The sequence below is a fragment of the Nonomuraea sp. NPDC050733 genome (assembly GCF_040654215.1).
Classification (GTDB): Bacteria; Actinomycetota; Actinomycetes; order Streptosporangiales; family Streptosporangiaceae; genus Nonomuraea.
Genome location: NZ_JBFAHO010000034.1, coordinates 56,874 through 77,789 on the forward strand (window position 1 = coordinate 56,874; position 20,916 = coordinate 77,789).

Annotated in this window: 16 protein-coding genes; 7 read left to right on the forward strand and 9 right to left on the reverse strand. The window is 73.3% G+C overall.

Annotated features, from left to right (window positions below):
• Positions 1-27: 27 nt before the first annotated feature.
• The 7 genes from AB0H64_RS34950 to AB0H64_RS34980 form a co-directional block, all read right to left on the reverse strand.
• On the reverse strand, positions 28-2,952 hold the full coding sequence (locus AB0H64_RS34950) for a BTAD domain-containing putative transcriptional regulator (RefSeq protein ID WP_357633218.1): 2,925 nt from the start codon (positions 2,950-2,952) through the stop codon (positions 28-30).
• An 83-nt stretch (positions 2,953-3,035) separates the two neighbouring features.
• Positions 3,036-3,779: an isocitrate lyase/phosphoenolpyruvate mutase family protein gene (locus AB0H64_RS34955; protein WP_357633221.1), complete on the reverse strand. Its 744-nt coding sequence runs from the start codon at positions 3,777-3,779 to the stop codon at positions 3,036-3,038.
• Entirely contained in the window at positions 3,776-4,597 is an 822-nt protein-coding gene (locus AB0H64_RS34960) for a cytochrome P450 (RefSeq protein ID WP_357633224.1), read from the reverse strand. The genes AB0H64_RS34955 and AB0H64_RS34960 overlap by 4 nt, the downstream gene beginning before the upstream one ends.
• A 72-nt stretch (positions 4,598-4,669) precedes the next feature.
• Positions 4,670-5,434, reverse strand: coding sequence for a DUF998 domain-containing protein (locus AB0H64_RS34965; RefSeq protein ID WP_357633227.1), 765 nt, complete (start codon positions 5,432-5,434; stop codon positions 4,670-4,672).
• Positions 5,431-6,660: a glycosyltransferase gene (locus AB0H64_RS34970; RefSeq protein ID WP_357633229.1), complete on the reverse strand. Its 1,230-nt coding sequence runs from the start codon at positions 6,658-6,660 to the stop codon at positions 5,431-5,433. The genes AB0H64_RS34965 and AB0H64_RS34970 overlap by 4 nt, the downstream gene beginning before the upstream one ends.
• A 55-nt stretch (positions 6,661-6,715) precedes the next feature.
• Complete coding sequence (locus AB0H64_RS34975) at positions 6,716-7,522, reverse strand: DMT family transporter (RefSeq protein ID WP_357633232.1); 807 nt, start codon at positions 7,520-7,522, stop codon at positions 6,716-6,718.
• A gap of 37 nt (positions 7,523-7,559) precedes the next feature.
• Positions 7,560-8,177, reverse strand: a complete 618-nt coding sequence (locus tag AB0H64_RS34980) for a DedA family protein (protein WP_357633235.1) — start codon at positions 8,175-8,177, stop codon at positions 7,560-7,562.
• A 386-nt stretch (positions 8,178-8,563) separates the two neighbouring features.
• Here AB0H64_RS34980 and AB0H64_RS34985 point away from each other — a divergent pair, with 386 nt between their 5' ends.
• Together AB0H64_RS34985 and AB0H64_RS34990 are read left to right on the forward strand one after the other, a co-directional pair.
• A complete protein-coding gene (locus AB0H64_RS34985) occupies positions 8,564-9,694 on the forward strand; it encodes a histidine kinase (protein WP_357633238.1) in 1,131 nt (376 codons plus the stop codon).
• A gap of 96 nt (positions 9,695-9,790) precedes the next feature.
• The gene (locus tag AB0H64_RS34990) at positions 9,791-10,840 is read left to right on the forward strand and encodes a hypothetical protein (RefSeq protein ID WP_357633241.1); all 1,050 of its coding nucleotides are present in this window, start codon (positions 9,791-9,793) and stop codon (positions 10,838-10,840) included.
• Here the strand turns inward: AB0H64_RS34990 and AB0H64_RS34995 are convergent.
• A complete protein-coding gene (locus AB0H64_RS34995) occupies positions 10,800-11,429 on the reverse strand; it encodes a VC0807 family protein (RefSeq protein WP_357633244.1) in 630 nt (209 codons plus the stop codon). The two genes, AB0H64_RS34990 and AB0H64_RS34995, sit on opposite strands and share 41 nt — an antisense overlap.
• 240 nt (positions 11,430-11,669) lie before the next feature.
• Between AB0H64_RS34995 and AB0H64_RS35000 the strand changes: the two genes are divergently transcribed.
• Together AB0H64_RS35000 and leuE are read left to right on the forward strand one after the other, a co-directional pair.
• Positions 11,670-14,009, forward strand: a complete 2,340-nt coding sequence (locus AB0H64_RS35000; protein ID WP_357633247.1) for a glycoside hydrolase N-terminal domain-containing protein — start codon at positions 11,670-11,672, stop codon at positions 14,007-14,009.
• Between the two features lie 103 nt (positions 14,010-14,112).
• A complete protein-coding gene (gene leuE, locus AB0H64_RS35005) occupies positions 14,113-14,805 on the forward strand; it encodes a leucine efflux protein LeuE (RefSeq protein WP_357633250.1) in 693 nt (230 codons plus the stop codon).
• A 144-nt stretch (positions 14,806-14,949) separates the two neighbouring features.
• Here leuE and AB0H64_RS35010 read toward each other — a convergent pair whose 3' ends face one another.
• A complete protein-coding gene (locus AB0H64_RS35010) occupies positions 14,950-15,447 on the reverse strand; it encodes a hypothetical protein (protein WP_357633253.1) in 498 nt (165 codons plus the stop codon).
• A gap of 130 nt (positions 15,448-15,577) precedes the next feature.
• Here AB0H64_RS35010 and AB0H64_RS35015 point away from each other — a divergent pair, with 130 nt between their 5' ends.
• The 3 genes from AB0H64_RS35015 (at position 15,578) to AB0H64_RS35025 (ending at position 20,840) form a co-directional block, all read left to right on the forward strand.
• On the forward strand, positions 15,578-16,987 hold the full coding sequence (locus tag AB0H64_RS35015; protein WP_357633256.1) for a cellulase family glycosylhydrolase: 1,410 nt from the start codon (positions 15,578-15,580) through the stop codon (positions 16,985-16,987).
• A gap of 177 nt (positions 16,988-17,164) precedes the next feature.
• Positions 17,165-18,994, forward strand: a complete 1,830-nt coding sequence (locus AB0H64_RS35020; RefSeq protein ID WP_357633259.1) for a M14 family zinc carboxypeptidase — start codon at positions 17,165-17,167, stop codon at positions 18,992-18,994.
• Positions 18,995-19,400: 406 nt separating this feature from the next.
• Positions 19,401-20,840 carry a carbohydrate-binding protein gene (locus AB0H64_RS35025; protein ID WP_357633262.1) on the forward strand — a complete coding sequence of 480 codons (1,440 nt, stop codon included), beginning with the start codon at positions 19,401-19,403 and terminating at the stop codon, positions 20,838-20,840.
• Positions 20,841-20,916 lie beyond the last annotated feature (76 nt).

Here is a 20,916-nt window from a genome sequence, read left to right on the forward strand (position 1 = left end):
GCCCACCCGCCGCCTCGGCGCCCTCCGTCACGTGGCACGGCGGGCCGGCGACCGCTCCAGCTCGCTCAGCTCCGCCAGGCTCGCGAGGACGCGGGCCCGGGTGTCCTCGGCGCTGTACCAGCCGTGGGGGCACTCGGCCAGCGCCTGCTCCATGCGGGCCCGCGCCTCGGCGAGGTCGCCCCGCCGCATCGCCACCTCCCCGAGCCCCACCTGAGCCCGGGCCGTCGTCTCGCTGGAGGCCACCCGCCGCGCCAGCTCGTCCGCGCGCTCGTACCCGGCCCGCGCGCCCTGGGGATCGCCCAGCCGCAGCGCCGCGTCCGCGCGCAGGCACAGGCTCTGCGCCACGTCCGGCACCGCGCCCAGCTCACGTGCCGTCTCCAGCGCCTGCCCGGCCAGCTCGTACACGGTGACGTAGTCGCCCTGCGCGAACGCCAGGTCCCCGAGCCCGGACAGCACCAGGGTCGTCCCCCAGCGCTCGCCCAGCTCCCGGAAGGCGGTCAGCGCCTGCTCGAACTCCGTCCTCGCCTCGTCCAGGCGGCCCGCGAGCTGCTCGACCAGCGCGATCCCGCAGTGTGACAGCGCCAGCGTCCAGGGCGTCATCGACTGCCCGGCGCCGGCCCAGAGCGCTCGCAACCCTTCCACGTCCTTGGGCGGCGGCCCGACGAACATCGGCAGCACCAGGGTGAGGAACTCCACGCGCGCGGGCAGGCGCTCCGGCGGCAGCAGCCGCCGCAGCTCCGACAGCCGCGCCCGGAGCGCCGCGTCCGGCTCGCCGCCCCACGCGGCGACGAGGACGCACATCCCGTACTCCTCCTCCAGCCCCTCGGGCGCCCGCGCGGGCGCCGCGGCCAGCACCGCCCGGGCCAGCTCCGCGCAGGTCAGCCGGTGTCCCCGCATCCACCAGTAGCAGGCCGCGGCCGCCAGCAGCCGCAGGCCCAGCTCGGTGTGGCCCGTCTCGGCGGCCCAGCGCACGGCCGCGTCGAGGTCGCCGCTCTCCGCGTCGAGCCGGGCCAGCCAGGCGAGCTGCTCGGCCCGGCGCACGTGCCGGTCGGCGGTGAGCGCCAGGTCCAGGTAGTACGCGGCGTGGGCGGCGCGCACCTCCTCGGTCTCACCCGCCTCGGCCAGCCGCTCGGCGCAGAAGGCCCGGATCGTCTCCAGCATCCGGTAACGCCCGTCCACGACCTCGACCAACGACTTGTCGGCCAGCGCGAACAGCACGTCCTCGGCAACCCCGCACACCCGCTCGGCGGCCTCGGGGGTCGCGCCACCGGCGAACACGGCCAGCCGCCTGGCCAGCCGCTGCTCGCTCTCGCCGAGCAGGTCCCAGCTCCACGCGACCACGCCGCGCAGCGTCTGGTGCCGGGGCAGCGCGGTACGGCTGCCCTTCGCCAGCAGGCGGAACCTGTCGTCCAGCCGCGCCGCGACGTCCTCCAGGCTGATCGTGCGCAGCCGGGCCGCGGCCAGCTCGATCGCCAGCGGCAGCCCGTCGAGCGCCCGGCACACGCCCGCCACCGCCGCCGCGTTGGCCACGTCCACGGCGAAGCCGGGCCGCACCGCCGCCGCCCGGTCGGCGAACAGCCGGACGGCCGGGTAGCCGAGCAGGTCGTCGGGCCGGCCGAGCAGGCCGGACGCGCCGGGCGGCGGCAGACTCAGCGGCGCCACGGGCAGCACCCGCTCGCCCGTGATGCCGAGCGCCTCGCGGCTCGTCGCCAGCACCCGCAGCGCCGGACAGGCGGCCAGCAGCGCGTCGGCCAGCTCGGCGGCGGCCTCGACGAGGTGCTCGCAGTTGTCGAGGACGAGCAGCAGGTCCCGGCCCGCCAGCGCGGCCACCAGCCGGGCGACCGGGTCACCGGCCGGGCGCCCCGGGCCGGACAGCAGCGGGTCGCGCACGCCCAGGGCCGCCAGCACCGCCTTCGGGACGTCCCCGCCGACCGCCAGCGGCGCGAGCTGCACGACGCAGACGTCGCCGTCCGCACGGCCGGCGGCCTCCTGGGCCAGCCGCGTCTTGCCGGCGCCGCCCGCGCCGACCAGGGTGACGAGCCGCGCCTCCCGCAGGTACGCGCCGACCTGGCGCAGCTCCTCGGACCGGCCCACGAAGCTGGTGAGCTGCGCCCGCACCCCATGCCGCCGTCCCCCTCCGGCCTCGCCCCCCTCCTCGACGCCCGCCTCGGCGACGCGTGCCTCTCCGGCGCGCATCCCTCCGGCCACCGGGCGGCCCGGCGTCAGGGACAGGTCGCCCCGCAGGACGGCCAGGTGCGTGGCCGACAGCTCGGGGCCGGGCTCGACGCCCAGCTCGTCATCGAGGACCCGCCTGGCCTGCTCGTACGCGTTCAGCGCCTCCGCCTGCCGCCCGCCGCCGTACAGGGCGCGCATGAGCTGGGAGTGCGGCCGCTCGCGCAGCGGATGGGCGGCGGTGAGCCGGCGCAGCTCGGCCACCAGCTCCCGGTGCCGCCCCAGCTCCAGGTCGGCCTGGATGCGGTCCTCGGTGGCCGCCAGCCGCAGCTCCTCCAGCCCGGCGGCGGCGGGCCCGGCGTGCGGGACGTCGGCCAGGGGCCTGCCCCGCCACAGGCCCAGGGCCTCGTGCAACAGCTCGGCCGCGCGGCGGGCGTCCCCGGCGGCGAGCGCCCGCCTGCCCTCGGCGGCGAGCCGCGCGAAGCGGCGGGCGTCCACGTCCTCCGGGTCCGCCACCAGCCGGTAGCCCGCCGGGTGGAACTCCACCCGCTCCCTGCCGAGGGCCCGGCGCAGCCGCGACACCTGGGACTGCAGCGCGTTCGCCACGCCCTCCGGGGGGCGCTCTCCGTACAGGCCGTCGACCAGCAGGTCCGCTCCGACGACCCGGCCCGCGTCGAGCGCCAGGAGCGCGAGCAGCGCCCGCAGGCGGGGACCGCCGAGCGGAACCGGCTCCCGGTCCTCGCCCACGACCCGCGCCGGGCCAAGGATCTCGAAGCGCATACCCCGATTATCGCGGCCGGACCCGGCGACGGCGGGGCTCGTCAGAACCGGCCGACCGGCCGTGGCCGGTCTCCGACGGGGCGTCAGGACCGCGGGAGCATCGCGGTGACGTCCGCGTACGACGGCACGGGCGGGCTCGGCCGCCCCTGCACGGCCAGCACCGCGGCCAGCGCCCCCTGCAGGGAGGCGCGGTAGAGCAGCGACCCCGTGCTGACCCGCGCCACGCCCGCCTCGGCCAGGCGTGCCAGCGACGGCCCGCCGGGCTGGTAAAGGACGTTGAGCGGCAGCGGCGTGGCGGCGACCACCTCGGCGATCTCGCCAGGGTCGCCGAGCCCGGGGACGAAGATGCCGTCCGCGTGCCCGTAGGCGCGCACGCGCTCCAGCGTGTCGCCCGTCCTGAGCCAGCACGTGTCGGTACGGGCGTTGACGAACACCCCGTGGCCCAGCGCGGCCTCGATGATCTGCTGCTGAAGGGCCATGGGGCGGAGCGTCCCGTCGGGCCGGCCGTCCTCCAGGTTCACCCCGGCCACGCCGAGCGCCGCCAGCGACGCCACCAGGTCCGACACCTGGGCCGGGTCGTCGCTGAAGCCGCCCTCGATGTCCACGGTCACCATGACGTCGAGGCCCGACATCTGCCGGGCCAGCTCGACGGTCTCCGCGCGGGTGGCACCCGCGGCGTCCGGCCGGCCGTGCACGGCGGCCACGCCGAGGCTGGTGGTGCCGATCGCGGCGAACCCCTGGGCGGCGAGCGCGGCGGCGGAGCCGTAGTCCCAGGCGTTGGGCAGCAGCAGCGGGTCGCCGGGCCGGTGCAGGTCGCGGAAGCTCACGAGTTCTCCTTAGGCGCGGAAGCGGGCGACGGGGCCGGGGACGCCGCGGGGGCGGTGGGCGCGGGGCGGAGGGCGTCGAGGACGCCCGCCGCGAGCGCGAGCGCGTGGGCCGAGGCCGGGCAGGGCCGCACGCCGTGGCCGAACGTCAGATGCGGGCTCTCGTCCCTGGAGGCGTCGAAGCGCTCCGGGTCGGCGAACACGGCGGGGTCGCGGTTGGCGGCGACGAGGTCGATGACGATCTCCTCACCGGTTGCCCGGTCGACCCGGCGGGTGGCTCTGAGCGGCGGGTCGTGGCGCAGCGTCTCGCGCAGCAGGCCTTCGACGCCGGCGGGTTCGCGGTGGGTGAGGGCGTTCGCGATGAGTCCCTCGGTGGCGGCGTGGGCCTGGAGCAACAGCGTCAGGTCCGTGATCGCGGACGGCCCGTCGCCGAGCAGCCCGGTCAGCTCGGCCACCGCCGCGTCCGCCTCGGGACTCTCCTCGCCGGACAGGTAGCCGGCGGCGACCGCCTCCACCAGCGGGACCGGTGCGCGGACTCCGAGAGCGGCGGCCAGCACCTGCGTGGGCACGCCCTTCCACTCGCCTCCCCGCTCCAGCGTCGCCTCGCGGGCCCGCCTCCGCAGCGCGGCCGGGTCGAGCTCCGCCAGCCGCTCCTCCAGGGCCCGGCGCCGCTCCGCGTGCGTCTCGCCGCTGCTGAACCGCGACACCTGCGCCCTGAGCCGGCCCAGCGTGTACGGCGGCGCGTCCTGGCGCACGGGCGGCGGGACGTACCGGGTGTCCTCGAGCACTGCCCGTGCCTCGGCGTGACGTGTGATGACCATGCGCTCCACGTTAGGCGCGGAATCCTTCGACCACGGCCGAAGCATGCCGCGGGCCTGGGGACGCCGGAGAGGTCAGGCCGCCACGCTCCCGCCGCGGTCACGTCCGGTCTCGGGGACACGGGGGAGGACGGGCTCGGGAAGGGCGGGCTCAGCCGGCGAGGAGGTCAGGGAGGACGCGTTGTCCGGGACGGCGGTGCGCTCGCGGCGGGCCGCGGCCAGCGCCATGAGGGCGACGAGGGCGATCTCCGACACCACCAGCCCCCGTTCGAGCAGCCCGTAGTAGGCGTCGCCGCCGATCAGCGGCGACAGGAAGGAGGCCGGGTGGGCGGCCAGGAACGCGGCCAGCACCAGCGCGGACGTGACGCTCAGGGCCCGGACGGCGTTCCAGCGGGACGCGCCGGAGAGGTGCGGGCCCGGACGCCGCCGCGGCGCCGAGGCGTCACGGGCCAGGGTCCAGCCGGCGACCGGCAGGGCGGTGAAGACGACGGCGGACGCCCACCGGTGGATCTCGCCGGCCATCGAGGAGATCTCCGAGGCGGCCGGATCGGTCGGGAAGACCGCGCCCAGCATCAGGCCGCCCGCCGCGGCCACCAGCAGCACCCGGGTGGCGGCGGAGCGGGACGGCTCGCGCTGCGCCAGCCCGTACGCCAGGAAGACGCAGGCCCCGGCCAGGGCCAGCATGCCGCCCAGCACCGGGATCGTCCCCCCGGGCACCAGGGCGTAGTCGCTGACCAGCGGCTGCGCGGGCAGCGCCACCTCCGTGTAGGCCAGCGCCCCGGCGGCGGCGACCGTGGCCGCCACGGCCCCGCCGAGCGTCGCCCGGGACGGCTCGCTCATCGCGTCACCTCGTCATAGATCTGCTCGAAGCGGGCCAGCGACACCTGGTGGTCGTGCGTCTGGGCGAGCTCGCGGCTGGTCCGGCCGAGGCGGGCGCGCAGCTCGCCGTCGGTGAGGATGGCGGTCAGGTGGCCCGCCAGCCCTATGACGTCGCCGGGCTCGAACAGGTAGCCGTTGCCGTTCACCAGGTGCGGCAGCGCCATCGCGTTCGCGGCGACCACGGGCAGCCCGGTGGCCATCGCCTCCAGCGTCGCGATGCTCTGCAGCTCCGCCACGCCCGGCATGGCGAACACGTCGGCCGCCGCGAACGCCTGCGGCATGCTCTCGTCCGGCACGAACCCGAGGAAGCGCACCCGCTCGGCCACACCGATCCGGCCGGCCAGGCGCTCCATCTCCTCGCGCTGGTTGCCGCGGCCGACCAGCGCCACCTGCGCGTCGGTGGCGTTGAGCACGTACGGCAGCGCCCGCACCAGCTCGCCGAGGTGCTTCTCCTCGTCCAGACGGCCGACGAACAGCACGGTGGGCCGGTCCGGCAGGTCGAACAGCTTGCGCGCCCACTGCTTCGGCTCGCTGTGGGGGTGGAAGCGGGCCAGGTCGATGCCGCACGACACCGGCTCGACGTCGCCCGTGAATCCCTGATCGCGCAGCAGCCCGGCGGCCAGCGGCGTGGGCGTGGTGACGCGGTCGGCCCGGCGGAAGACCCGGTTGAAGTCGCGCCAGGCGAGCCGGCCCGCGCGCTCACGCAGCCCGGCGGGGATGTGGCCGAACTGGAAGAGGTTGTCGGGCATGAAGTGGTTGGTGGCGACGACCGGCACCCCGCGGCGGCGGGCGGCGGCGATGGCGGCGCGCCCCACCACGAAGTGGCCCTGGCTGTGCAGCACGTCGGGGTCGATGGAGTCCATCAGCCGGTCCAGGCGGGTGGGGACCGTGACCCGCATCGTGGGATGGACGAGCAGCGGGGCGGAGCGCAGCCGGTGGACGATGACGCCGTCGACCACGTCCGCGCCGGCCGGGCCGGCGTCCGACTGGCAGATCACGTGCACCTCGTTGCCGCGCGCGGCCAGGCCGGTGGCCAGGCGGTGGGTGAAGTACGCCGTGCCGTTCACGTCGGGCGGATAGGTGTCGGTGGAGATGAGGACGCGGCGCGGCCGCTCGGCGACGGGGGCGAGCCCGGCTTCGGCGATCGTGGCGGTGGCGGTGGCGGTGGTGGAGAGGGGCATGGCCATGGGAGGAGCTCCGTTTCGAGGGGGACGAGTGTTCAGGAGGGAGGGAGGGGGTGCGTCAGGGGCGCGCCTCCAGGGGAGTGGTCCTGGCCAGCGCGACGGTGCCCGCCGCGGTCAGCGCCGCGGCGGCGACCGGGGCGAGCCCGGTCGGCAGCGGCTCGCCCAGCAGCAGCGCGCCGAACGCGACCGCGGTGAGCGGGTCGGCGATCTGCAACGAGGCGAACGAGACGCCGAAGTGGCCGACGGCGTAGGCCCGCTGGAGCATCGCCAGCGCCAGCAGCGCCGGCACCGGGAGGGCGAGCAGGTACCACCAGTTCCACGCGCCGTCCACCAGCACCCGCATGAGCGTGGCGGTGGCGCCGTACAGGACCCCGGAGCTGGTGGCGAGCAGGGCGGCCCGGCCCGCCGGAGAGGCGATCCGGGAGCCCGCCCACAGCAGCGCCGCCGCCAGCCCGGAGACCGCGAGCAGCGTCACCACCCCGGCCGGGCTGAGCGCGGTCGGCCCGGCCGACTCCGGCACGAGCAGCACCAGGCCGACGAGCCCCGCCGCCACCAGAGCGGCGGCGCCCAGCTCGGCACGCGAGGGCCGGCGGCCGTGCAGGGTGGCCGCGATGGGCAGCGCGAACAGCAGGCTGGCCACCCCCATGGGCTGGACCACGGTCAGCGGTCCGAGGCCGAGCGCCACGATGTGCAGGCCGCCGCCCACCAGGATGCTCGCGCCGCCCGCCAGCCAGCGCGGCCTGCGCAGCAGCGCGAGCAGCCCTCGCGCGCCGGGCGCGCCGGCCGCCTCGAACTGCTGGAGGGCGGCGCCCAGTGCGAAGAACAGCGAACCGACCAGGGCTGTCACCGCGGCCAGCAGCGTCATGTCCTCACCTCTCGCTTCGGATGGTCACTGGGCAGGGTCAAACGGACGTGTCCACCGGAAGGCGTTCCGGGGAAGGCTGGATGGCGCGTCGCTTCCGGGCCCAGCGCACCAGCTCGACCACCCCGGTGACGGACAGGGCGATCCCGAGGCCGAGCAGCAGCCCCTTGATCGGGTCGTTCTCGAACGCCATCCCGCCGAAGAACCCGATCAGCGCGGAGTACACCGCCCAGGAGGAGGCGGCGATCGCGTCGAAGAACGTGAACGAGCGCAGCGGGTGCCGTACGGCGCCCATGGTCAGCGTGGTCGCGGTGCGTCCGCCCGGGATGTACCGGGCGATCACCAGCACGAGCCCGCCCCGCTCGGCCAGCGCCCGCCGCGCCCACACGAGCGCCTTGCGCTCGCGCAGCCGGCCGGCGGCTCTGCTGCCGATCAGGTACGACACGTGGTCACCGGCGAACGCCCCCAGCGCGGACACCAGGATCACCAGGGCCAGGTTCGTCTCGCCCGTCGCGGCGAACACCCCGGCGGTGATCACCGAGGTCTCCGCGGGCACGATCGGGAAGAACCCGTCGAGCAGTGCCAGGGCGAACAGCGCGGCGTACAGCCAGGGTGACGACATCGCCTGGTGGACCAGGTCGAGAATGGCGTGCGACATGCGTGGGTCTCCGATCGTCGTGCCTCACAGCCTGGCGGCGGGAGGAGCCGTGGGACATCGGGGAAACCCCCGGTCCGGAGCGGGCATGTCCCTGGGACGGGATAGGGCCCGCACCCCAGGCACGATAGGAAGCCCGCAGGTCACGGCACAGCCGACGATCGGCACACGGGACCCCCGACTTTCGTAGGGGACCGAGGTGCGACCATCGCTGACACCTACGATCAAAGCGGCCGGAAGGCGGCAGGACAGCAGGGCGGGTATCCGAATCCGGGGTGGTGCCAGCCCCACCCTCGCGGGGGTCCACGCCCTACCCCGACTTTGGTCAGGGGGCAGGCGTGCCTTTCGGCGGGACCGCCGTCCCGTGCGCGGCGGGTACGGTCGTCCCCGTGAAGGATCAGCGCCACGAGAGCCGCCGCCGGCTCGTCCACGGTGTGCTGCTCTGGTCGCTGCTGTCCGTCGCGCTCGCCGCCGCGGGGCCTGACCCGCTGGAGGACGCGGGCGCGTTCGGCCTCCAGACCGTGCCGCGGATGGCGCTCGCCGCGCTCGCCGTGGCCGCCGGCAGGCGCCGCCCGGAGATCGCCGTGGTGCTGCTGCTGCCGTTCGGGCCGTGGCACTTCGAGCAGGGGCTCGCCACCTCCGACCTCGTCTGGCCGCTGGCGCTGCCGGGCGTGAAGATCTTTCCGTTCGTGTCGGCCTCGCCGTTCGTGATGGGGTACGCGTACCTGTGCGGGCGGCGGCCGGTGCGGCCGGGGCGCGTCCTGGCCGTGTTCGCGGTGGTGGCGCTCGTGGGCGCGGTGCTCGCGGTCTCTCGGGGGAGCGGGGCGGCGACGTGGATCACGATGGCCAGCGGGCTCCTCGGCACCTACGCCCTGCCGTACACGCTGGGGCTGGTGCGGTGGCGGCTCCTCCAGCAGCGCGAGCAGGCGGCGCTGTCGGTCGCGGCGCAGGCGCGGCTGCGCGAGCGGGCCAGGATCGCCCGCGACATGCACGACTCGCTCGGCCACGACCTGGCGCTCATCGCGGTGCGGGCCGCCGGGCTGGAGATGTCGCCCGGCCTGGACGGCTCGCAGGTCAGGGCGGCGGGCGAGCTGCGGCTCGCGGCGGCGGACGCCACCGAGCGGCTGCGCCAGATCATCGGGCTGCTCGGCGACGACGCCGGCCCGCCGCCGCTGACGCCCGTGGGGGAGGACGTGGCGGCGCTGGTCGAGCGGGCCCGCGCCTCCGGCATGGCGATCACGCTGCGGCTGGCGGAGGGGGCGGCGCCGGCCCTGGCGCACGCCGTGGTCCAGGAGGGGCTGACGAACGCGGCCAAGCACGCGCCGGGCGCCCCGGTGACGGTCGAGGTCTCGCCCGGCCGCGTCACCGTGCGCAACGGGCCCTCGCGGGCCCGTCCCGTCGCCGTGCCGGGCGGCCTCGGCCTGGCGGGGCTGCGGGAGCGCGTACGGCTGGCGGGCGGCACCCTCACGGCCGGGCCCCGCGAGGACACCGGCTTCGAGCTGACCGTCAAGCTGCCCTGAGCGGCTTCCCCCTGTCCGGCCGGCTCCCCCGGGCGGGGGAGGGCGATCCCCTCACACCGGGAGGTCCGGCCCCGCGCCGGCCGCGAGCCTGGAGCCATGACACAGCCCACGACCGATGAGCACCGCACGGCAGGAAGGCCCGGGATCGGGCGGGTCACCGCCGCGATCGTGGCCATGGCCGCCACACTGCCCTACCTGACCATCAAGATCCTCTGGCTGACCGGCCGTCCGGTGGGCGTCGACGACCCCGCGTTCCTGGACGACCCGGCCATGGTGGGGCTGAACGCCATGACCTTCGCCATGGATGCCGTCGCCCTGGTGCTGGCCCTGTCGTTCACCACGCGCCGGGGGAGGCGGCTGCCCGCGTGGCTGGTGCTCCTGCCGCTCTGGGTGGGGTCCGGGCTGCTCGGCATCGTCGTCGCGACGGTGCCGCTCGCCCTCCTCGTCGAGGGCCCGTCCCTCCTGGAGACCGGTGGCCCGGTCCAGCCGTGGGTGTACGCCATGGTGTACGGCGGGTTCATCGGCCAGGGCGTCTGCCTGCTGACGGCGTTCGCCCTGTATGTCCGCGACCGCTGGGCGTACCCGCTGCTGGCCCCGAGCCTCCGGCGCCAGGCCGGCCCGTCGGCGCCGTTCCAGCGGGTCGTGGCCGTGGGGGCGCTGGGGATGACGGTCCTGCTCGGCGCGGCGCGCCTGTACTGGGCGTCCGGTGGCGACGCCGGACTGCCGGCCGCCATGGCGGCTGCTCCCAGCTCCTTCGTCGGCGCCGTCCAGGACGGGCTGAAGGGCCTGCTCGCCGTCGGCGCGGGAGTGGCGCTGCTCGTCGTCGTCCGGGCGCGGGGACGTGGCCCGCTCTGGCGGCCCGTGGCGGTGGCCTGGCTCGGCAGCGGCACGATGTTCGGCTGGGGGCTGTACGCGATGATCCTCGTCGTCACGGGCGCCCCGCTCGGCGGGGAACCCGGCGGCGCGCTCGGGCTGGTGCAGCTCTTCGAGACGCTGACAGGTCTGGTGATGGGGATGTGCGGGGCGTTCCTGCTGGCCGAGCGGTCAGCGTGGGGAGCGGTCGGCGGGGGAGTGGCCGGCGTGGGAGCGGACGGCGTGGGAGCGGTCAGGCGTGGGACACGTGCAGGCGGCGGAGCACCCGCTTGAACGCGAAGATCGAGAACGCGACGGCCAGCCCGCTGATCGCGGCCACGGCTGAGGTGCGCAGCAGCATGAACGTGCCGAGCGACTCGTGCAGCGCCAGGTAGATGCTCACCGTCGAGTTGGCCAGCAGCACGAACCCCCACAGCAGCGTGATCCGGGCGAAGAACCTGCGCATCCGCTCGTGCTTGAGCACGGCCGACGGCAGGTGGATGTAGTCGAGGGTGAGCTTCTGCACCAGTGGCCGGTTGAGCCGCACCGAGGCGAGGAACGCCATGCTGATGCAGATCGTCCCCAGCTCGGGCTGGATGAAGTACACCACCCAGCTCCCCGTCCAGAAGCCCACCGCGGCCCGCGCGGTGATCGCGATGGCCGCGAGGACCATCGTGGCGGGCACCCGGATCCCGCGGACCAGCCGCCAGGCGACCCCCAGGTACACCCACGCCACCGCCGCCACCAGCGCGCCCGTCAGCCCGAGCAGCGCGAGAGCCGCGTAGAACACGGCGAGCGGCGCCACCACGCCCTCCAGCAGCCGGGGCACCGCCTGGCGGGCCAGAGAGGTGAGGCGTGGCAGGGTGACCGGAGGATGGTTCAAGGGTTGCTCCGCAGGTAGGCCGTCGACCGGCGACTACCCGCGCCTCGCGCGACCAGGCGTGCCGGATGGACCGTTCGGGGTGAGTTGGTGCTTACCCCGGCGCCGCGCGACCCGGCGCCGGTGGCTTACCGTACCTGACGCACCGGAATGGGACTGCCTCTTTCGACGCGTTCGGCCTCGAACTCCCGCCGGACGGCGCCCTCTTGTCGCGGGCCGCCTCTGGGTGCTATCTCCCTGAGAGTGGTCCACCCCCCGTCAGGAAGCCTGACCCTCTGGTACGACGAGCCCGCGACCGACTGGGAGACCCAGGCCCTGCCCATCGGCAACGGCCCGCTCGGCGCCATGGTGTTCGGCGGCGTGGCCACGGAGCGGATCCAGTTCAACGAGAAGACGTTGTGGACCGGCGGCCCCGGCCACGACGGCTACGACTTCGGCAACTGGACGAGCCCGCGCCCCGACGCCGTCGCGGAGGTCCGGCGGCGGATCGACCGCGACGGCAGGGTGACGCCCGATGAGGTGGCGGCCGCGCTCGGCCGGCCGAAGACCGGGTTCGGCGCCTACCAGACGTTCGGCGACCTGCACCTGGACATCGCCGGCGCGCCCCGCGACCCCACCGGCTACCGCCGCGAGCTCAGCCTGGACGAGGCCGTGGCCCGGGTCGGCTACACCGCCGGCGGCGTCACCCACACCCGCGAGTACTTCGCCGGCAACCCGGGCAACGTGATCGTCGGCCGCCTCTCGGCCGACCGGGACGGCGGCATCTCGTTCACACTCCGGCACACCTCGCCCCACCCGGACAAGACGGTCACCGCCTCCGGCGGCCGGCTCACCATCCGCGGCACGCTGCCGGACAACGGGATGAGGTTCGAGGCCCAGGTGCAGGTGATCGCCGAGGGCGGCACCCGTACGGACGCGGGCGACAGGATCACCGTCACCGGCGCCGACAGCGCGGTGTTCGTGCTGTCGGCCGGCACCGACTACGCCGACGTCCACCCGGCGTACCGCGGTGCGGACCCGCACGCCAAGGTCACCGCGGCGGTCGACGCGGCCGCCGCCAGGAGCTACGACGAGCTCAGGGCCGCGCACGTCGCGGACTACCGCGAGCTGTTCGACCGGGTGCGGCTGGACCTCGGCCAGACCACCCCGGCGCTCCCCACCGACCGGCTCCGCGCGAACTACACCGGCGGTCCCTCCGCCGACGACCGGGCCCTGGAGGCGCTGTTCTTCGCCTACGGCCGTTACCTGCTGATCTCCTCCTCCCGCGAGAACGACCTCCTGCCCGCGAACCTCCAAGGTGTGTGGAACGACTCGACGAGCCCGCCCTGGTCGGCCGACTACCACGTCAACATCAACCTGCAGATGAACTACTGGCCGGCCGAGCAGACCAACCTGCACGAGACCACCAGGCCCTACGACCGCTACATCACGGCTCTGGTCGCGCCGGGACGCAGGACGGCACGGGAGATGTTCGGCGCGCGCGGCTGGGTGGTGCACAACGAGACCAACCCGTTCGGCTTCACCGGCGTGCACGACTGGGCCACCGCCTTCTGGTTCCCGGAGGCCGCCGCCTGGACCACCCGGCACCTCTACGACACCTACCGCTTCACCGGCGACGTGGACTACCTGCGCGAGACCGCCTATCCGGTCATCAAGGGGGCGGCCGAGTTCTGGCTGGACCTCCTGCACACCGACCCGCGTGACGGCAGGCTCGTCGTCTCGCCCAGCTACTCGCCCGAGCACGGCGACTTCTCGGCCGGGGCGTCGATGTCGCAGCAGATCGTGCGGGAGCTCCTCACCAACGCGCTGGCCTCGGCCAGGACCCTCGGCGTGGACGAGGGCTTCCAGGCCGAGACGGCCGCCGCGCTGGCCGACCTCGACCCGGGCATCCGGATCGGCTCCTGGGGCCAGCTCCAGGAGTGGAAGGAGGACTGGGACGCGGCCACCGACACGCACCGGCACCTCTCCCACCTGTACGCCCTCCACCCGGGACACCAGATCGTCGCGGGCACCCCGGAGGCCCGCGCGGCCGAGGTCTCCCTGACCGGGCGCGGCGACGGCGGCACCGGCTGGAGCAAGGCGTGGAAGATCAACTTCTGGGCTCGGCTGCTGGACGGCGACCACGCGCACCGGATGCTCGGCGAGCAGCTGAAGACGTCCACGCTGGACAACCTGTGGGACACCCACCCGCCGTTCCAGCTCGACGGCAACTTCGGCGCCACCTCCGGGATCGCCGAGATGCTGGTGCAGAGCCAGAACGACGTGGTCCACGTGCTGCCCGCGCTGCCCGCCGTGTGGAAGGACGGCTCGGTGTCGGGACTGCGCGCCCGCGGCGACGTCACCGTGGGCGCCACCTGGAGGAACGGCGCCCCCGACACGATCACCGTGCGGACCGGCAGGACCGGGCCGATCAAGGTCAGGTCGTCCGTCGTCGCCGGGCGCCACCGCCTCCACGACGAGCGCGGCCACGAACCCGGCGCGCGCCGCGACGGCGACGTCCTGAGCTGGGACGCCCGCGCGGGCCGCACGTACACACTCCGGAACGAGGCCGTCGAGGACCGGACGCGACCGGCCTTCGGCTGAGATCTCGCGCGGCTACCAGCAGCCACCTGGCGGGATTTATTACGCGCCGACCGGCCGATCACGCGATACCGTGATATGTCACCATCTTGCGGGAGTCAGCGGCATGTTCTTCGGCATCACCGACATCTGGACCTACGTCATCGGCGCGTTCTTCATCATCCTCCTGCCCGGCCCCAACTCCCTGTACGTGCTCAGCCTCGCGGCCCAGCAGGGCGTCAGGCAAGGGTACCGCGCGGCGGCAGGCGTGTTCGTGGGTGACACGGTGCTCATGGCCCTCGCGGCGGCCGGGGCGGCGTCGCTGCTGCGCTCGAACCCGGTGCTGTTCGCGATGGTGAAGTACGCGGGGGCGGGCTACCTGGCGTGGATGGGCTTCCAGATGCTGCGCGGCGCCTGGCGGGCCTGGCGCGCCTCCTCCTCACCCGCCACCCCGGAAACCGCCGCCGCCAGTGCCGGCACCGGCACCGCCGCCCCCGCCGAGCGGGTGGACCGGCGTCCCCGCCCCTTCCGCAGGGCCCTGACGATCAGCCTCCTGAACCCGAAGGCCATCCTCTTCTTCGTCTCGTTCTTCATCCAGTTCGTGGACCGGGACTACGGGACGCCCGCGCTGTCGTTCCTCATCCTGGGCGCGATCATCCAGATCTTCAGCCTGCTGTACCTGACGTCCCTGATCTTCGGCGGCAGCTTCCTGGCGGCCCAGTTCCGCTCCCGCCGCCGCCTCAGCGCCGGTCTCACCTCCGGCGTCGGCGCCCTCTTCCTCGGCTTCGGCGCCAAGCTGGCCACCACGTCCCTCAGCTGAAGAGCTCTTCGGCCGTGCTGATGGTGAACACGCGGTCGATCCAGGACTCCAGCACCTCGGCGTCGGAGCACGCGAAGATCCGCTCACGCGCCTCCGCCGACACGGGCGCACAGCGGTGTTGAAGGACACCCAGAACGCCCCTTCTCAGGGCTTTCGCCTTGCCCTCGGCAAAGCCCTCGGCAAAGCCCTCGGAACGGATCCGGCGGTTTGGGTGTCTACGGTGTCCAGGGCTGCGGCAAGTGCCTCCAGTATGTCACTGACCTGCGGTGATCGCCCGTGTGTCAGGGCCGAGAACACGGTCAGCACCACGTCCGACGCCGCCTCGTCCAGGTCCGTGACGGCGGGCACGTTGTCCGGCCCGAGGACGATGGGATGGACCACCAGGGACGGACGGTCGGCCAGCCCGATCCCCTTGGGCCTGCGCGCCCAGCGGGCCGTGGCCAGGTCCTGGCACACGACCAGCAGGATGACCGGGCACGCGTGCTTGGCGTGCAGATAGCCGATGTAGTACGCCCAGGAGCTCGTCTTGTCCCGGTCCTCCTGCGTCTGCGACTCGATCACAAGCAGGTGGTCCCCCTGCTCGCTCTCCAGGTACAGCAGCGTGTCGACGCGCCGGGTGATGGGCTCCAGCTCCGTGAGCAACAAAAGTTCGAACTCGCGTGACGAGACTTGACCGTTCCAGTCAGATTGGGCCTTGTGTGCGACATAGGTCGGATCTATGCTCCCCATACTCGTTAGTAAAGTTTCCTAATGAACGAGTAGGAGCACCCCCATGCACCGATTCGCACGCTCAGCCCTACTGATCGCGCTTGTAGCGGCAGGTCTCCAAGCCGCCCCCGCCCAGGCCCAGGCGAGGGCCGCCACCGAGTACCAGGCCGAGAGCGCGACGATCTCCCAGGGCGTCGTCGAGTCCAACCACGCCGGCTACACCGGCGCCGGTTTCGTCAACTACGACAACGTCACCGGCTCCTCCGTGGAGTTCACCGTCAACGCCGCCACCGCCGGCGCCGCCTCCCTCGTCTTCCGGTTCGCCAACGGCACCACCGCGAACCGCCCCATGTCCATCACCGTCAACGGCGCATCCGTCTCCAAGGACTTCCCGGGCACCGGCGCCTGGACCACCTGGCAGGACGTCACCGTCGCCGTGACGCTCAACGCCGGAGCCAACACCGTCCGTGCCTCGGCCACCACCGCCAACGGCGGACCGAACCTCGACCGCCTGACCGTCACCGACGGCGCCCCGCCGGCAGCCGGCACCCCGGTCGAGGCCAACGGGCAGCTCAGCGTGTGCGGCGTGCGCCTGTGCAACAAGAACGGCAAGCAGATCCAGCTGCGCGGCATGAGCACGCACGGCCTCCAGTGGTACTACCAGTGCCTCAACAAGGCCTCGCTCGACGCCCTGGCCACCGACTGGAAGGCCGACGTCCTGCGCATCTCCATGTACATCCAGGAGGACGGGTACGAGACCAATCCCCGGCTGTTCACCGACCGGGTCCACAACCTGATCGAGCAGGCCACCTCCCGCGGCCTGTACGCGATCGTCGACTGGCACATGCTCGACCCCGGCGACCCGAACTACAACCTGTCACGCGCCAAGACGTTCTTCACCGAGATCGCCCAGCGGCACAACGCGAAGAACAACGTCCTGTACGAGATCGCCAACGAGCCCAGTGGCGTCTCCTGGTCCACGATCCGCAACTACGCCCACCAGATCATCCCGGTCATCCGTCAGTACGACCCGGACGCGCCCATCCTGGTCGGCACCCGCGCCTGGTCCTCGCTCGGCGTCTCCGACGGGGCGACGGAGAGCGAGGTCGTCAACAACCCGGTCAACGCCACCAACATCATGTACACGTTCCACTTCTACGCGGCCTCCCACGGCTCCGAGTACCTGAACGCGCTGAGCCGGGCCGCCGACCGCATCCCGATGTTCGTCACCGAGTACGGCACGCAGACGGCCTCCGGCGACGGCTCGAACAACTTCACCCGGGCGCAGCAGTACCTCGACCTGATGGCCCAGAAGAAGATCAGCTGGGTCAACTGGAACTACTCCGACGACGAGCGCTCGGGCGCGGTCTTCACCGAGGGCACCTGCCCGAACGGCACCTTCACCGGCACCTCCCGGCTCAAGCCGGCGGGCGTGTGGGTGCGTGACCGGATCCGGACGGCCGACGACTTCTGACGGGTCAACTTCTCGGAATGATGCCAGCTCAGCCGCCGCGCGTCTGCCATGCTCGCACCGCTTCGGCAGGCGCGCGGCCGTGGGCGGAGAAATTGGGCCTGTCCCGTGCAAGGGATCGTCCTCACTCTCGGTTCAGGCGCGTGTCAGCATCCAACCCACGCGTCCGAGGAGGACGAGGTGCAACGCCGTTTTGTCATCCTGTTAGCCGTCCTGGGACTGCTCTGCCTGACCGGCGTCACCGGGGCGGGGGCCTCCGCCGAGCCGCCGCCGAACCGGCAGTACCGCGTACAGGGCCCGTCCGACGCGCGGCAGCGCAGCGCCGTCGCCGCCACCGGCGCCGCGATCGAGGAGGTGGCGAAGGACTCGGTCCTCGTCACGGCCACGCAGGCCGAGGTGACCGCGATCACGCGCCTCGGCTACCGGGTGACGGAGGTGCCGCGTCCCGCGCCCCGGTCCGATGCCGGGCCCGCCGACTTCCCGCCGTCGGACTCCGGCTACCACAACTACGCCGAGATGACCGCCGACGTGAACGCGCTGGTCGCCGCCCATCCCGCGATCGCCAGCACGTTCACGTACGGGACGTCGTACGAGGGCAGGCGGCTCGTCGGCGTCAAGATCAGCGACAACGTGGGCACGGACGAGGCGGAGCCCGAGGTGCTCTTCACCGCCCACCAGCACGCCCGCGAGCACCTCACGGTCGAGATGGCGCTGTACATCATGCATCTGCTGGCCGACAACTACGGCAGCGACAGCCGGATCACGAACCTGGTGAACAGCCGCGAGATCTGGATCATGCCGGACCTCAACCCCGACGGCGGCGAGTACGACATCGCGACCGGCTCCTACCGTTCGTGGCGCAAGAACCGGCAGCCCAACAGCGGCTCCTCGGCCGTCGGCACCGACATCAACCGCAACTGGGGCTACAACTGGGGCTGCTGCGGCGGCTCGTCCGGCTCGACCTCCAGCGAGACCTACCGCGGCTCGGCCGCCGAGTCGGCGCCCGAGGTGAAGGCGACGGCCGACTGGGTGCGCAGCCGGGTCGTCGGCGGCGTCCAGCAGATCAAGGCGCACGTCGACTGGCACACCTACAGCGAGCTGGTGCTGTGGCCGTACGGCTACACCTACGACGACACGGCGCCCGGCCTGACCCAGGACGACCGGGACGCCCACGCGGCGCTGGGCCGGAGCATGACCTCCACCAACGGCTACACGCCCGAGCAGTCCAGCGACCTCTACATCACCGACGGCACCATCGACGACTGGATGTGGGGCGTCTACAAGATCTTCAGCTTCACCTTCGAGATGTACCCGACCGGCGCCAGCCCGGGGTTCTACCCGCCCGACGAGCAGATCGGCCCGCAGACCACCCGCAACCGCGAGGCCGTGCTCCGCTTCCTGGAGTACTCCGACTGCGTCTACCGGATCATCGGCAAGGACTCCCAGTACTGCGGCGCCGGCATCCCGGCGGAGACCGTGTACTCCGACACGTTCGAGTCGGCCACGGGCTGGACCGTCAACCCGTCCGGCACCGACACGGCCACGACCGGGCAGTGGGAGCGCGGCGACCCCGCGGACACCACCTCGTACGGGGCCAAGCAGCTCGGCACCACCGTCAGCGGCGCCAACGACCTGGTGACGGGCCGGCTCGCCGGCACCGCCGCCGGTGACCACGACGTCGACGGCGGCGTCACCTCGATCCAGTCGCCGCCGATCACGCTGCCCTCGGGCGGCACGCTGAGCCTGTCGCTGTCGTGGTACCTCGCGCACGGCTCCAACAGCTCCAGCGCCGACTACCTGCGCGCGCGGGTGGTGGGCGGCACCACCGCGACCGTCCTCCAGCAGGCGGGAGCGGCGGCCAACCGCAACGGCTCGTGGAGCACGGCGACGGCGGACGTGACGGCGTTCGCGGGCCAGACGGTCCGTGTCGTGATCGACGCGGCGGACGTCTCGGGCGCCTCGCTGGTCGAGGCGGGCGTCGACGACGTCCGTATCACCCGCCGCCCCTGATCTTGTGAGGTGCGGACCCCGGCGCCGCGGCCGACCCGGCCGCGGCGCCTTCGCGTGCGCTCTTGACGGGCGACATTTCCGTTTCTTTGGGCCTTGTAAGGACCGGGTGTCAAGGCTACGATCACCACAACTCTTAGGAAACTTTCCTAAAAGAAATCTTGATCGGGGAACCATGACCCGCTCGCCGCCACCCACTGCCCTGACCTGACAGCCCCCAGCGAGCCAGCACCCCGCCTCTCCAGGAGCCCGCGCCACCCGCGCGGGCCGTGCCGTACGGCTCGCGCTCTCACCCCCCGGTGCGAGCCGTACGGCACCCCGGGCGGAAGGCGCCGGACCCGGGCGCCCCGCGCACCCCCCGACCCGCGCGCACCCCCCAACCCGTGAAGCCGCACTTCCAGGGAACGCCATGAGATTCCGTCGCATGTTCCTCGCCTTACTCGCCGCCGTAGCCATGATCGGCGCCGGAGCCGCCACCTCGGTGCCCGCCGCCGGTGCCACCGTCCCCGCCGCTCCGGGCACTTCCACGGCGTTCGCCGCCCAGTGGCAGCCGAACGTCTCCTACGCCGTCGGCGCCCGCGTCACCTACAACGGCGTCGACTACCAGTGCATCCAGGCCCACACCTCGCAGGTCGGCTGGGAGCCGCCCATCGTGCCGGCCCTGTGGAAGCCCGTCAGCGGCGGTGGCGACCCGGGCACGCCCGGCGCCCCCTCCACCCCCGGCTCCCCCCGCGTGACCTCGACCACCAACAGCTCGATCGCCCTGTCCTGGACCGCTTCGACCGGCACCGTCACCGGCTACCGCGTCTACGAGGGCTCCACGGTGCGCGCCACGGTCACCGGCACCTCGGCCACGATCGGCTCGCTCGGCACCTGCACCACGCACACGTACACGGTCCGCGCCTACAACTCGGCCGGCGAGTCCGCCGGTGCCACGGTGACCGGCACCACCAGCGGCTGCACAGGTGGAGGCGGCACCAAGATGCCCGGCGCCCCCTACCTCTACATGGGCTGGGGCAACCCGCCCGCCCCCGCCTCGGTCATGAGCGCGACCGGCGTCAAGTCGTTCACGATGGCGTTCATCCTGTCGAGCGGCGGCTGCGCCCCCGCGTGGGACGGGCAGCGCCCGCTGACCGGCGGCGCCGACGCGCAGGCCATCTCGGCCATCAAGTCCGCGGGCGGCAGCGTCCAGGTCTCCTTCGGCGGCTGGCAGGGCAACAAGCTCGGCCCGAACTGCTCGACGCCGCAGGCGTTCGCCGGCGCGGTGCAGCAGGTCATCAACGCCGTCGGCCCCGCCGTGGTCGACTTCGACATCGAGAACACCGACGAGTTCGAGAACTACACCGTCCAGGACCGCATCCTGAACGGCCTGAAGATCGTCAAGCAGAACAACCCGGGCGTCAAGGTCGTCGTCACCTTCGGCACGACCAGGACCGGCCCCAACGCGCACGGCGTCCGGCTGATCAACCAGTCGAAGGCCCTCGGCGTGCCGATCGACAACTACACGATCATGCCGTTCGACTTCGGCGGCACCAACATCTACCAGGACACCGTCAACGCCTCCGAGGGCCTGAAGAACGCCCTCAAGAACGCCTTCGGCTGGAGCGACGCCCAGGCGTACGCGCACATGGGCATCTCCGGCATGAACGGACTGTCCGACCAGCAGGAGCTGACCTCGCCGGCCACGTGGACGCAGATCCGCGACTGGGCCAAGGGCAAGGGCCTGACCAGGCTCGCCTACTGGGCCGTCAACCGTGACCGCCCGTGCCCCGGCGGCGGCGTCGTGTCCAACTGCAGCGGCATCTCGCAGGCCGACTGGGAGTTCACCCGGATCACCGCCGGCTTCTGACCCACCGGCTCAGGAGCCCGCCGTACGACCGCCCCATCGCGCCTCGCGCGGTGGGGCGCTCCCACGAAAGCAAAGG

Coding starts and splice junctions, on each gene's coding strand:
- AB0H64_RS34990 (WP_357633241.1), top strand. CDS start 9,791: ATGACACAGCCCACGACCGATGAGCACCGCACGGCAGGAAGGCCCGGG.
- AB0H64_RS34975 (WP_357633232.1), bottom strand. CDS start 7,522: ATGACGCTGCTGGCCGCGGTGACAGCCCTGGTCGGTTCGCTGTTCTTC.
- AB0H64_RS34980 (WP_357633235.1), bottom strand. CDS start 8,177: ATGTCGCACGCCATTCTCGACCTGGTCCACCAGGCGATGTCGTCACCC.
- AB0H64_RS34970 (WP_357633229.1), bottom strand. CDS start 6,660: ATGGCCATGCCCCTCTCCACCACCGCCACCGCCACCGCCACGATCGCC.
- AB0H64_RS35015 (WP_357633256.1), top strand. CDS start 15,578: ATGCACCGATTCGCACGCTCAGCCCTACTGATCGCGCTTGTAGCGGCA.
- AB0H64_RS34965 (WP_357633227.1), bottom strand. CDS start 5,434: ATGAGCGAGCCGTCCCGGGCGACGCTCGGCGGGGCCGTGGCGGCCACG.
- AB0H64_RS35025 (WP_357633262.1), top strand. CDS start 19,401: ATGAGATTCCGTCGCATGTTCCTCGCCTTACTCGCCGCCGTAGCCATG.
- AB0H64_RS34950 (WP_357633218.1), bottom strand. CDS start 2,952: ATGCGCTTCGAGATCCTTGGCCCGGCGCGGGTCGTGGGCGAGGACCGG.
- AB0H64_RS34960 (WP_357633224.1), bottom strand. CDS start 4,597: ATGGTCATCACACGTCACGCCGAGGCACGGGCAGTGCTCGAGGACACC.
- leuE (WP_357633250.1), top strand. CDS start 14,113: ATGTTCTTCGGCATCACCGACATCTGGACCTACGTCATCGGCGCGTTC.